Origin of the sequence: Chitinivorax sp. B (assembly GCF_005503445.1) — a bacterium.
Lineage (GTDB): Bacteria > Pseudomonadota > Gammaproteobacteria > Burkholderiales > SCOH01 > Chitinivorax.
Genome location: NZ_SCOH01000013.1, coordinates 101,125 through 114,359 on the forward strand (window position 1 = coordinate 101,125; position 13,235 = coordinate 114,359).

At 54.4% G+C, this 13,235-nt stretch carries 10 protein-coding genes; 6 read left to right on the forward strand and 4 right to left on the reverse strand.

The window, feature by feature from the left end:
- Positions 1-178: 178 nt before the first annotated feature.
- Positions 179-2,056, reverse strand: coding sequence for a methyl-accepting chemotaxis protein (locus FFS57_RS10250; RefSeq protein ID WP_137937695.1), 1,878 nt, complete (start codon positions 2,054-2,056; stop codon positions 179-181).
- Between the two features lie 162 nt (positions 2,057-2,218).
- Between FFS57_RS10250 and FFS57_RS10255 the strand changes: the two genes are divergently transcribed.
- Positions 2,219-3,988 carry an ABC transporter ATP-binding protein gene (locus FFS57_RS10255; RefSeq protein ID WP_137937696.1) on the forward strand — a complete coding sequence of 590 codons (1,770 nt, stop codon included), beginning with the start codon at positions 2,219-2,221 and terminating at the stop codon, positions 3,986-3,988.
- A gap of 174 nt (positions 3,989-4,162) precedes the next feature.
- Positions 4,163-5,794, forward strand: a complete 1,632-nt coding sequence (locus FFS57_RS10260; RefSeq protein ID WP_171013816.1) for a methyl-accepting chemotaxis protein — start codon at positions 4,163-4,165, stop codon at positions 5,792-5,794.
- Between the two features lie 130 nt (positions 5,795-5,924).
- Here FFS57_RS10260 and FFS57_RS10265 read toward each other — a convergent pair whose 3' ends face one another.
- On the reverse strand, positions 5,925-7,157 hold the full coding sequence (locus FFS57_RS10265; RefSeq protein WP_137937698.1) for a GH12 family glycosyl hydrolase domain-containing protein: 1,233 nt from the start codon (positions 7,155-7,157) through the stop codon (positions 5,925-5,927).
- A 308-nt stretch (positions 7,158-7,465) separates the two neighbouring features.
- On the opposite strand from FFS57_RS10265, the gene FFS57_RS10270 reads away from it, so the two are divergent.
- From FFS57_RS10270 to FFS57_RS10280, 4 genes are all read left to right on the forward strand, one after another.
- Complete coding sequence (locus FFS57_RS10270) at positions 7,466-8,326, forward strand: AraC family transcriptional regulator (protein ID WP_137937699.1); 861 nt, start codon at positions 7,466-7,468, stop codon at positions 8,324-8,326.
- Positions 8,327-8,593: 267 nt separating this feature from the next.
- Entirely contained in the window at positions 8,594-8,743 is a 150-nt protein-coding gene (locus tag FFS57_RS25180; protein ID WP_171013819.1) for a hypothetical protein, read from the forward strand.
- A 168-nt stretch (positions 8,744-8,911) separates the two neighbouring features.
- Positions 8,912-9,175, forward strand: coding sequence for a hypothetical protein (locus tag FFS57_RS10275; protein WP_137937700.1), 264 nt, complete (start codon positions 8,912-8,914; stop codon positions 9,173-9,175).
- A 33-nt stretch (positions 9,176-9,208) separates the two neighbouring features.
- Positions 9,209-9,409, forward strand: a complete 201-nt coding sequence (locus FFS57_RS10280) for a hypothetical protein (protein WP_137937701.1) — start codon at positions 9,209-9,211, stop codon at positions 9,407-9,409.
- A gap of 457 nt (positions 9,410-9,866) precedes the next feature.
- Here FFS57_RS10280 and FFS57_RS10285 read toward each other — a convergent pair whose 3' ends face one another.
- Together FFS57_RS10285 and FFS57_RS10290 are read right to left on the reverse strand one after the other, a co-directional pair.
- Positions 9,867-12,212, reverse strand: a complete 2,346-nt coding sequence (locus FFS57_RS10285; protein WP_502705908.1) for a S8 family peptidase — start codon at positions 12,210-12,212, stop codon at positions 9,867-9,869.
- 17 nt (positions 12,213-12,229) lie between these two features.
- Positions 12,230-13,216, reverse strand: coding sequence for an AAA family ATPase (locus tag FFS57_RS10290; RefSeq protein ID WP_137937702.1), 987 nt, complete (start codon positions 13,214-13,216; stop codon positions 12,230-12,232).
- Positions 13,217-13,235: the final 19 nt, after the last annotated feature.

The window sequence follows — 13,235 nt, forward strand, 5'->3', positions numbered from 1 at the left end:
CCATGGATGCCAATGCATTGCTCCCATGAGTGCAGGATGATCGAACCGCTTAGGGTCTGTGCACAATCTTGCTGAGAGTGCGTGATCAGAGTGCATGTGCTGCCAAACACCCACTTTTGTCCTACGTAAACGACGTTTTTACACTGGGCTTCACTCCACTGAGCGGGTGGGTGGACGCTTACATCTTGAACCCACCCATCATGCTCTTCAACTGTGATGCCAGACTATTCAGGTCATTCAAGGTACCGCGGGCATTTTGCAACGCTGCATCAGAGTCGTGAATGCGGGTTGTCATGCGCTCGGCACTTTGCGCCATTGCCGTTGTTGCCTGCTTCTGTTCGTTGGTGGATAGTGCAATTTCGCTCATCTTTGTGACGACATTGGCCATATTGCTTTGAATATCGAGAATGATCGTGGTGGCTTTCTCACACATGCCAACCCCTTGGGTGACTGATTCCACCGTGCCTGACATGCTCTTGGTCGCCTGATTGCTTTCATCGCGCATGGCATTGATCATATTGCCGATCTCGACCGTCGCGGTCGAGGTCCGTTCGGCCAGTTTGCGGACTTCATCGGCGACCACGGCAAAGCCACGTCCCTGCTCACCGGCACGGGCCGCTTCAATGGCGGCATTCAGGGCCAGCAGATTGGTCTGGTCAGCAATCTCCTTGATCACATTCACAATCCCAGCGATCTGCTGTGAGCGCTGTTCCAGCGCTCCTAGTACCTGGGCCAGCTGCTGTACCTCCTGTGCAGATCGGCCGACTTCGGTGGCGACTTGCTGCATGGTATCGCCACTCTGTTTCGACAACCCCCCAGTGGCACGGACCAGATCCTCAACATCGGAGGCATTGTCGGCAATGTGCGAGATACTGACGGTGATCTCTTCGACCGTGGCGGCATTGGCACTAGAAATATCGGACAAATGCTGTGAATCGGTTGCGACCTGCCGCACCGTACTGTTCAGCTCATTCACGCCGTTGGTGAGATTGTCGGCTTCATCGCGCACCTGTCGGAACATGGTGCGCAACTGCTCCAGAAAGCGGTTGAAGGCATCGGCAGTCTGAGCGATTTCATCCTGACCACGAATCTGGATAGAGCGGGTCAGATCGCCACCGCCAGAGGCAATCTCGCGCATGGCATCGCGTACCCGGTTCAGATCTGCCAGCATCCGCCCCAACAGAATGCCTGCCAATGGCACGACGATGACAATCAGTACCACACTGCCGATGACGGCCAAGCCCAGCAGGTGACGCAATGGTGCTAGCGCCTCACTGCGATCCATCGCCAGACCCAGATACCAATCTGTCCCGGCGACTGGGGATAGACGCAGGAAGTCATTGCGGCCGCTGATCTCCGCTTCGGCCAGTTCTTTGCCGTCGGCAATACTGGTCAGACGATCGCCAGTCAGCCCAGGGGCAATATCGGCCAATGGTTTCAGAATCCGGTTCTGGTCGGCATGCACGATGAGTTTGCCGTCTTTGCCAACCAGAAAGGCATAACCCCCGGCACGCAGTTTTACGCCCAGCACGCCTTTGACAATGGCGTCCAGTTTCACATCCACTGCCGCAACCGCTGCCACCGTTCCACCTTGCTTGGCAGGTACCGCGAAGGACAGCACTGGTTGCTTGGTGCTGGCGTCCAGATAAGGTTCGGTCACCACCACTTTGTCTTTTTCAACCGCCAGTTTGTACCAAGGGCGCGAGGTGGGGTCATAGCCCTCCGGCAGGTTCTGTGGTTGCGAGAACACTACCCGCTTGTCGTTGAAGCCAAGGTATACCAAGTCAACCTGGCCACCTTTTTCCAGCATGGCCAACGAGGGTATAGGATCTGTCAGCGCCACTGCTGCCGCCGCACTTTCCGTCAGTGCCGATTTGCTGCGTACCCAATCTTGAATCAGCGTACCGTAGCCTTGTAGTGCGGTGTCAATCTCCTGCTGGATGCCTGACATCACCTCTTTTTTCATTCGGGTATATGCCGAAATGGTCATCAGCAAGGTGGTCATCACGATCAATGCTGAAATAAACAAGGTCAGTCGAGCGCGGAGCGAGCGCATGAAATTCTCCTGATTGAAACAAATTCATTGTTTGACCATAGCACACGCTGGAAATGGCGCCAGTGGCTGTACCGGTCAACACCGGAGTAGATTGCATCTGGTGGCGATGGCCAGCGCTGATTAAACTGTGTGATCCTTTCCCCGTGCGAGCCTTGTACCTACATGCATCCACTCTTGCGTTTATTCCGCTATGCCAAACCTTATCGACGCGATATCACCTTGGCGACGATTTATTCCGTCCTCAACAAATTCTTCGACATCCTGCCCGAGGTGCTGATTGGTGTGGCTGTGGATGTAGTCGTCAATCGTGAAACGTCTTTTCTGGCCAAACTGGGTATTGTGGATGCCAAACATCAGTTGATTACCCTGGCTTTGCTGACCGTGGTGATCTGGGTATGTGAATCCACCTTTGAATATCTGTACTCGGTGAAGTGGCGAAATCTGGCACAAAGTCTGCAACATGATCTGCGACAGGATGCTTATCAGCACGTACAGAAGCTGGAGTTGGGATACTTCGAAAACCAGCGTACCGGGAATCTGATGGCCATTCTCAACGACGATATCAACCAGATGGAGCGTTTTTTGAATGGCGGGGCAAACGACATCATCCAGGTGTTCTGCTCGTCCATCATGGTCAGTGCCGTGTTCTTCGTGCTGACCCCGCAGATTGCACTAGTCTCGTTGATTCCAGTGCCATTCATTCTGTATGGCGCATTCTGGTTCCAAGCCAAGTTGGCACCACGTTATACCGCTGTACGTGAGGCGGCAGGTGCGATGAACAGCCGCCTTAACAACAATCTGTTGGGGGTGGCCACCATCAAGGCCTATACGGCAGAAGACTTCGAGGCCGAGCATATTCGCGAGGCTTCCGATGCCTATCGCAACCGTAACAGCCAGGCAATCCAGTTGTCAGCAGCGATCACACCGGTGATTCGCATGGCGATTCTGGCTGGTTTTACGGCTACCTTGTTATATGGCGGCTTCTTGACATTGGATGGCGCACTGGCGGTTGGCAGCTACTCGGTATTGGTGTTTCTGACCCAGCGCCTGTTGTGGCCATTGACCCGGTTGGCAGAGATGACCGACCTTTATCAGCGCTCGATGGCATCAATTGAGCGGTCGTTGAATCTGTTGGATACACCGATCAAGATCACCTATGAAGGCAAGCATTTTCCTGTGGCCGGTGTGAAAGGTGATCTGCATTTTGACAATGTGACCTTTGCCTATGGTAATCAGACCACGCTGGACAACATCTCGCTTACGATCCCGGCTGGCCAGAGCATTGCGTTTGTCGGTGCGACCGGTTCAGGCAAGAGTACGCTGGTGAAGTTGCTGTTGCGATTTTATGAACCGCAGCAGGGCGAAGTCAGGTTGGATGCCATGCCAATCAATGAACTGAATTTGCAGGATCTACGCCGGGCCATTGGGTATGTGTCACAAGATACCTTTCTGGCTGATGCTACGGTGGCACAGAACATTGCATATGGTCTACCTTCGGCCAAGCGTGAGGATGTCATTGCGGCTGCGGTGGCGGCCGAAGCGCACGAATTCATCATGGCCTTGCCACAAGGCTATGACACTCCGGTGGGGGAGCGTGGCCAAAAGCTGTCTGGTGGACAACGACAACGCCTGGCACTGGCACGCGCCATACTCAAGAAGCCACCGATTCTGGTGCTGGATGAGGCAACCAGTGCTGTCGACAATGAAACGGAAGCAGCCATTCAACGCTCGCTGGACAAGCTGGTGGTAGGTCGTACTTCGCTGATCATTGCACACCGGTTGTCGACGGTCAGACAGGCACACCGCATTTATGTGATGGAATCAGGCCGGGTGGTTGAGGCGGGGACGCATGAAGAATTGTTGCTGCAAAATGGGCAGTATGCAGCCTTGTGGCGTTTGCAGACTGGCGAGCGGGAGGCTGCTGCTGTCTGATCGTGTATCTGCCAAATCGCGTGTAAGGCCGTTTTTCAATCGATTGTCCGGTGCTAAAAAAACCTTATTTATCAATTGCTGATCGGCATGGTTTCCTGATGGTGCATTTATCTCCTAGAATGAATGCAATCGCGCCCCCGGCCGGGGGCGCAGCCATTTTGCGGAGCTGTATCGATGCGTCATTTCAGTATCGCCCAAAAGCTGTTTTTCGGATTCGCCTGTGTGCTGGCGATTGTGGCTGTGTTGGTGGTAGTGACCCTGACCAACCTGCGCTTGATGAACAAGGCCATCGACCGCAACGAACACACGCTGGAAGTGATTGCATCGGTGGAGCAGATGCAATTGGGATTGCTGGATGCTGAATCGGCCGTGCGCGGATTTGCGTTGACCGGTTTGAATACAGTGAAGGAACCGGTCGACAAGGGGATTGCCGCTTATCAACAGCATACTGACAAGCTAAAGCAATTACTGGCGGAGCAACCGGAACAGCTGCAACGGTTGGAGGCATTGAGTGGTTTGGTCAAGCAGTGGCAGGCTGAGTCCGTCAAGCCATTCATTGATCTGCGCGAGAAGGTGACGACCGGGGCGGCGGCCATGGATGAGCTGGTGTCCAATATCAGCACCGGTAACAGCAAACCGCAGATGGATGCCATTCGTGCCAAGCTGATGGAAATCGCCGATGCTGAGCGAAAGATTCTGACTGAAAGCAAGACTGCTGCGGACGATGCAAGCCAGCGTACCAGTTCCATGCTGATGGGCGGGAGCCTGGTGGCACTGGTGCTGGGCCTGGCCATTGCCATCACCTTGTCGCGCGGAATTGCCCGCCGCTTGGAAAATGCCGCTCGTATTGCCCGGCAGACTGCCGATGGCAATCTGATGACCGAAATCCGAGCTGACCGCAATGATGAAATTGGCCGGGTCTTTGATGCCATGCATGACATGCAGCAAGGGCTGCGGACCATCATTTCACAAATCCAGCATACTGGCGGTGCCTTATCTGATGCTTCACGTGATATCGCTGGCGCATCCCGTAACCTGGCGGGTGCCACGCAAGAACAATCCGGTGCGGCATCGGCCATGGCCGCCGCGATGGAGCAACTGACCGTCAGTATCAATTATGTGTCGGATAATTCGGTACAGGCGCGGGATATCTCCACGCAATCTGGTCAATTGTGTATGGATGGCGAAACAGTCATCAAACGTACCGTCGTGGGGATCGAACAGCTCGCCAGTACCGTGCGGGAGACCGCACAGGCGGTGAATGACCTTGGCGGGCACGCCCAGCAGATTTCCTCCATCATCGGCGTGATCAAAGAGATTGCCGATCAGACCAATCTGCTGGCACTCAATGCATCAATCGAAGCGGCCCGTGCCGGCGAGCAGGGCCGGGGTTTTGCGGTGGTGGCGGACGAAGTGCGCAAATTGGCGGAACGCACCTCGCAATCCACTCAGGAAATCACCAGCATGATCGAAAAGATTCAGGCGGGCATGCGTACTGCGGTGGCCACGATGGATGCCAGTATGAATCGCGTTGGCGAGGGCGTAGAACTGGCAAATCAGGCTGGCGATTCGATGCAGCAGATTCAATCGGGTTCCAACCGGGTCTTGTCGGTAGTACAGGATATTTCGAATGCGCTGAAAGAACAGAGCGCAGCTAGCACTGATGTTGCCCGTTCGGTTGAGCGGATCGCCCGCATGACGGAATCCAACAGTGAATCGGTTCAACAAACGGCCAACGCTGCCCGGCAATTGGAGGAATTGGCTGCTGAACTGGAAGGTGCCGTATCGCGTTTCAAGCTGGCGTGACCAATGTGTTTGGCGAAGCGTATCATCAAGTGGATAGCGCCTCGCCAACATCAGTTGGCTTTAGGCCATTAAAAGCCCGCGTACGAACTACCGTAGCGGGCTTTTTCATTCATGAGCCGAAAATGGTTGATTAACGTTCCAGCAGTTTGAATGCTTGTGCGGCAGTGCCATTGCAATCATAGAGCTGCAGCTGTACACCATTTGCCTTTGACGCTGCCGGTACATCCAGACACTTACCGCTGTCACGACCAATCAACTTGTAATGGCCATTGCCCAATTCGACGGGCTTCCATTGTTGGTTATTGCCACCACCATAGTTCCAGAGCTGAACCGGCGAGCCGTTGCTGGTACCCCAATTGGCGACATCCATGGCCAGGTGGGCTGCTTGCTGCGTGGTGATCTTGTAGAAGCCGTTATCTGTTGGGGTAAATTTCCAGCGTTGATTGGCTGCACCATTGGTGTTGCAGGACCACTGCTGTACTTTGGCCCCATTCCAGGTGCCATATTCTGCGTCATCCACACAAGCGCCGCTGTTCTGGTTGATCACGTTGTACCAACGATTCGGGTCGATTGGACCGGGGATGGGGCCGGGGCCGCTATTGAATTTCACCTCGAATTCGTGGCTTTGGAAGCCAGCACCGTTTTGCCAGGGCTCAGTCCCTGCCTCAACGTCGATCAAGTACCAATGGTATTGCAAGAGCCCGCGTTGAACGGAATCATCAAAAAAAGGTTTCAAGTCGAAATTGACGTTGGTGCTTGGATTGGTTGCTACATAAGACACGATGTGCCACTTATCGTTAAAGCCTGCGCTGCCTTTGGGGGCGGTATACACATCCCAGTTCATACCGTTGATATTGACGTTGCCGGTTTTTTGCCCAGCCGGGCCCACATTGCCACCCTTGTTGATCCAGATCATGATTTCGGTGCCGTCAGGCTGGCCTTTGATGTCTGGTGATTGTGCAAACCAGATGTCATAGGCGTTGTTCCAGTGACCACCTGGGGCCGATGTGACGCGCCATCTGGAAGGTGCATTTTTCACGTCACTCAGTTTCAATGGCAGGCCACTGTTCTTGGTGCAGCTTCCCCAGTGGCAACCTTTAAAGATGGCGGGATAACCTGATGGCGGGCCATCGGTGCGTACCCAACCTGACTGGGTCAATTTCCACTCACCTGTTGCTTTGTTGACTTCGATACACTGTGCGGTGCCCTGTGCGGCATCATTCCAGTAATTTCCAATGACTTTGTATTCACCGCCCTTGACTTCAAATTCAGGGTAGCGCTCGCATGAGTAGTCTGCGAATGCACTGCCACCATAAGCCAACATGACGGCAATACTGAGTTCCAAGTACTTTGCTCGTTTCATGGGTCGTTCTCCTCCTTGGTTGGGTATCGAAGATGGTAAGAACCGCTAACAAAACCCAGCGAAGTGGTTCTGGTTAGGCGTACAAACGAAGGCAGTACGTGAGTACGACAAGTTTGCACAACAACACCAGAAGGGTTTTGTTAGCGGCTCTAAGCATCCGGTGAATGGTTTGGGTGCCGTCGCTAGACTTATTGCAGGCACGATACGATTGACATTGCGAGCGAACCCGGCTGAAATTGCGGTTAATTATTCTAATGTCATGATCCGATGAGGCCCGATATGCGTGCGTATAGGGAACAATGTCCATCATGAGCCGCCCGCCCGGCCCACATGGGCAATACGAATTTCGCCTGAATCAGGTGCTGGATTTCATTGATACCCACCTGGCCGATGACCTGAGCCTGGATAAATTGGCTGTGCAGGCTCATTTCTCGCGCTTTCACTTTCTACGGTTGTTTCATGACTGGTTTGGCGAGGCACCGCACGCCTATGTCAGACGCCGGCGACTGGAGACCGGTGCATCGCAACTACGCTATTCACTGGATAGCATTGGGCAGATTGCCAATGAGTGCGGTTTTGATTCGGCGGATGGCTTTTCCCGGGCATTTCGTCAGTATTTCGGGATGGCACCTGTGCAATGGCGCAAGCAGCAAACCGTGAAGCTATCACCGGATGATGCGCCAGCCACAGCACGCTGGCCGATCAAAGTAGTGGCATTTGCTGAAAAACGGGTGGCGTATACCCGCCATATCGGTGCCTATGGAGAAGCGGCCATCCAGCAATGGCAGCAACTGGATCAGTGGATGCAGACTCATGGGCTGCAAGGCGTGACCCGCTACGGCATGGGGCTGGACGACCCATCTTTCACGCCGGTGGCCAAATGTCGTTACGACGTCTGTGCGGAACTGCCCTCCGGTTTCAAGCCCCCGCCTCGCACCCCGGTCAAAACCATTGCTGCTGGCCTGTATGCGGTACTTCGTTATCAGGGGCCGCCTTGCAACAGCAACCGTGCCTGGCTGTGGCTATTGAACAATGCCATGCCTAGCGGTCGATACAAAGTTGCGCCACGTCCTGGATTCGAACGGTACGATGCCAGTTTACCCACCCCTGGGGCACAAGCACAGGATTGTGACCTTTGCCTACCACTGGAATTGCAGACGGCGCTTTAGGTTTGATTCAACTGCTGACAGGCGGTATCAAGTTGTCGGTGAGTTTTTACTGCCTATGGATGATTCAGCGTGCCTGACATCAACACCGCGTGTAAAGCCATTGTCGGGTTGGTTTAAGGTGCACATGGCATGATCAGAGGAAGTAAAGACCGCATACTGTATGTATGGTGATGTCTGGCGCGACACTGCGTAATCATCAGTTCCACATAAGTAGCGTTGTCATGGCAGTCAATGCGATTGAATGATGCCCAGGTATGCAGTGCCATCATGGTCACTGCCAGCAGCATTCAGATTATTGAAGCGGCGATAAATGAAGATAAGCCAACACCATGGCAGGAGCAGTTTGGTAATTTGTTCAATATGGTTGTAAATATTACAAACAGTGACGAGCATGATATGAGCGCTCGTCTGGATTAAGGTGCGGTGTGCCCTGCGGTAATAGTGAGCGGTTGGTTTGTTGACGAGAAGGGTAATCAACAGGCCGTTTTGATCGGCATGGTACTTGCTCGGGTTATGTTATAGGGCAAAGCACCAACCTTGAATGAAGTGCATGGCTTTGTCTTTTAATATTGACAGGAGATTATCATGCATGCCGATCCAGGAAAGCTGAAGAACAGTATTGGGCAGATGACAGTCGACTCAAATCAGCTGTTGTCGAATACCTTGCAAACGATCAAAAATGAACTGGTGAACACCCGAGAGAATTTGAAAGCACGCCGCCAGCAGATTGAAGATTCCACTTACCAATATGTGGTCAGTCACCCGGCTCGCAGCCTGGGGATCGTAGCGGTATCGGGAATCGCGATTGGCTTCCTGTTAGGCCTATGGTCGCACCATACAGGTGAATGAGGTTCACCGCTGTTGTTAATGGAAGGAACGATCATGGGAAAGAACAGTGTACTGGCGATTCTCGGATTGGGACTGGGGCTTGTGCTAATTGGCATAGGGCGAGCAGAAAAGCGCAGAGATGAAAAACCACCATCACCATTGAATGATGTACTGGATTGGGAAGGCGAAGGTGGAATGGTCCCCGGTGTTTCCAACATGCATCCAGGTGCTGGTGATGACGTACAACTGCATTAACAGGCGGGAAATCGAAATTCCCCGCCATATTTACTGTGTAGCAGATGTATAGGCGTGGAAAAAGCATGCCGTCAAAGTTGGATCGAAACGTGGTGACGGCTGCTGATGGCATACGAATCTGGTAACGGGTTGCGGAATCTGGTCACAAGCGAGCACCGATTCCGGTGCTTGTGATCAGTTCGCTGATTGGAAGTGATCATGTGCTTACACTTGAATAGTGTTAGTTGAGGCAGTTTTTCGGCCAAAACGACCAATCACCGTCCCTGACTTGGACGTCAGCTTTCGGCCAGGAGCGGACCGTCGCTTAATTTGAGCAACAGACGTTCAGGTGGCTGTTCCACTCTGAAAGCAGCCGTATGGCCAATTCGTGGTACTCGGCCAAAGCGGTCTATTGGCATATTGGAAAGTAACGGCCGGTTTACACAGAAACTCCGACAAGCCCGTCCGAACGCTGCCATCAGCCACGCCCTCCAACCCGAGCCCGAGCCCGTTCTTGGACACGAGCCTCCAGCGCCGCACGCACTTGGGCATAGAGTTGGGCATCGGCGTTTTCACGATCGGCGAGTACGGCAGTCAGGGCGTAAGGCTCATTGCCATCTCGGTCGTCTGACCAAGGTGAGTCTTGGCGAGTCACCACGACAAACACCTTGTCCCCATTCGCTAGCGCCTGTTTGAAGGTCCAGCGCGAGACCTGGAGTGTTCCGGCTTTGCGGGTATCGTTGGGGAGCCAGCGCCCGTTGCTGCGCTCGCCCATGCCTTCTACGCGGTTACGCCGGAAGGCTTGCGTAACCTCATCCAAGCTGGGCGCAGTTACCAGGGTGAACCACAACTTGGCTCGGCGATAGTCAAGGCGGGTTGTTCTGACAGCAGGACTGTACGCAAGCGCGATGCTGATCTCGCGAGTGCGACGGTGGCCACTCCAAAAGACGTCTGGTAGAGGCAATTCGAAGAAGTGGTGTTGGTCGTTGCCGATTTTCTCTTCTGCCAGCAAGGTGACGGTCTGATCCAGCGAGCGAAATAGTGCGGCGTCATCCACACGGCCATAGCCAACCAGGCGCAAGAGCTTGTCGCGCCCTTCCGTATTGCCGGTGGCGTTGAGCAATTCGACACAAGGTTGCGGCCATTGCGAGTGTGCGCCGATTAGCGAACGCAGCAGATTGGGCGTGGCGTCAGGTATCTCTGCCAGCAGCTTCGCCGCCTTGTGAGCGATCTGGGGAGCAGCATAGCTGGTGCCAATATCTTCTTTGAAGGCCGGGCCTGCACCAAAGCCCCCGTTTAGCGAGATGACTCCTAAACCCGAGTGACGCGGTCGGCCACCGGCGCGTGCCAATGCGACATTGCCAGCATGCTCGACCACATCTGGTTTGATTGCACCATTGATCGACAATCCGCTACGCGTCAGTGGGAAGGGTTGCCCGGTTCGCGCCAGCGGCTGATCTTCAATCTTATTCGGGTAACGCTGCGCGTCACGTGTGGCTTCGTTCATGCTCAGGCCGCCGACAGTCAAGGCATTGAGAGCGGTGGCTGGGTCCACCAGTCGTGCGCTGTCACCGAGCAAGTAGTTGGGGTAATCCTCGCGGACGTTGGCGGGAAGGTCGGCAAACAATAGATTGCCTGTCGGCACCACGAATAAGACACCAAGCTCGCGTGTCAGACGGTCCAGCGTATAAGCGAGACCCCGCACATGACGACCGTCGTATACCTTGTTGAGGTCGCCATAGCTGAAATTGAATACCCGACACCCGTACCCCGCATGCAACTCGCGAACGGCCTCTTCAACAGCCTTCTCGACAAACTCTGTTTGATCCTGTCCATCGTCCTCGAACACCTTTCCGGAAAACAGACGGAGTTGCGGGACAAATTGGCCTTGCTGAATGCAAACGTGTATGTCGCCATACAAGGCCAATCCACTCACGAAAGTTCCATGCCAGTGAGGGGCCTCGTCGTCTGGGCTGCGACGCGGCGCGGGGTAGCCTTGCGCATCGCCAACCGACGCTCCCAGCAAAGCGTGCCCAGGGGTCAAACCCGAGTCGAGAACCGCTACAGCCGGAGCGTCATCGCTGGGTGGATCGATTTGCGGGAACTGGTTGATATCGGTATGAAGCAGCTCAACAGACACACCTAATCGCGGTGGCAAATCGATAGTGCGCACATCCCTGTGACGGAGGAGTAGCTCGGCCTGCGCTCGATTGCAGCGCACGCGCACCATGACCAATGAAGGCTGGCTGATGTCATCAAGTTGCTCGATACCCTGGTCTCGCGACCAGTCCAGGAACGAACGCAAGAGAGTCTGACGCTTGTCCTGTCGCTCTTGAGGCCAGAGTTCAGCGTCAAGCACAAAGGGTTCAACAGCAGGGAATCCACCGTCGCGTAAAGCTGGTCCTGTGCGATCTTGAGGCGTCCAGTGATCGAAGTCCTCAATGACGAACAGCAGTTCCTTACGTGTCACTACGCCGTCGCGCGCCAGCGTGGCGAGGCGGCTCTCAAACTCACTCAATCCCTGATCGGTAGCAAAAGCAAGGACGATGGCCTCATCTTCCTGGCTGACGATCTCTACGCCAGGAATCGCGTCAAAGGCTGGTACGGTCTTGTCCCCCGCGTGCAGCCGAATCTTGAGAAGTTTCCGATCATCGAATCCGCCCACATCTTCTGCCACGGCTCGTTGCCGCGCTACGCCGAGGCGTTGTGCCAATGTGGCCCCATGAGCCCTCGGGTCGTTAGGCGGACGAATACCCGGATGACGCCTCGGATGTCGTTCAGTCAGTGGTGCCTCGCGCCCCAGACGCAGGTGTTCATATGCCATACCTCCCGTCTCCGTTCTTAGTTTTTATGGCGATATTCGCGAGCCAGCGCAGTGTCAATGTGGCTCTTTTCCAGAAACTCCCGACCGGACAGAATCATTTCCTTAACAGCCCGGCGCAGTACACGCTCAATGTCAGCGTGAGACATTCCCTTGAATAGAGATGCGATCTGGCCGTCATCGGGCTCGAAGTTCCGGCGAATACCAGATAGCTTCAATGCCAAAAGACGCTTGATCTGTTCCAGATTCGGCATTTCCAGGCGGACGACCTCATCGAAACGCCGCCACACAGCCTTGTCCAGCAATGTTTCGTAGTTGGTTGTCGCGATGAGAATGCTCTCCCCACGGTAACCATCCATCATCTGCAATACGGCGTTAACTGACCGCTTTAGCTCGCCATGATCGGCGCTGTCCCCACGATCTTTCGTCAATGCATCAAATTCGTCGAACAGCGCCACTACTGGTTGCGATGCGATGTAGTCGAATACTTTGCGCAAATTGGCTGCCGTTTCGCCCAAGAACGAGGAAATGACAGAGTCAAGTCGAACCAAGATAAGCGGCAAAGACAAACTGTTCGCGATCACCTCCGCTACCAACGTCTTGCCGCAGCCGGGAGGCCCGCAGAACAGGAGTTTTTGTGCGGGCTGCATGCCGTATGAACGCAATACATCGGCCCGATTGTGCTCCATCAGAATTTCATCGAGCGCAGATTGGGCTGAGTCCGAGAGGACAATATCCTTCTCCTCTCGAACCACTGGACGCTCTTCGAGCAGCGCCAAGCCATTGTCTTTGTTGGTCGGGAGAGCGCTGACTACGCGTAGCTTCCGAACGGAATTCGGAGCCCTTGCTTGATCGCCATAAAGCAGGCGCTCAAGGTCGTTAGCTAGTAAGTGGTGGTTTTTTTCCCGCTCTTCTTTGATGACTGCTTCGGAAGCGGCGCGAAAACTCGCAGAGTCGCCTTGCACCCCTGATCTGATCAACTGCCGAAGCAATTTAGCGTTTGCCATGATTATTCCTCTCGGATGC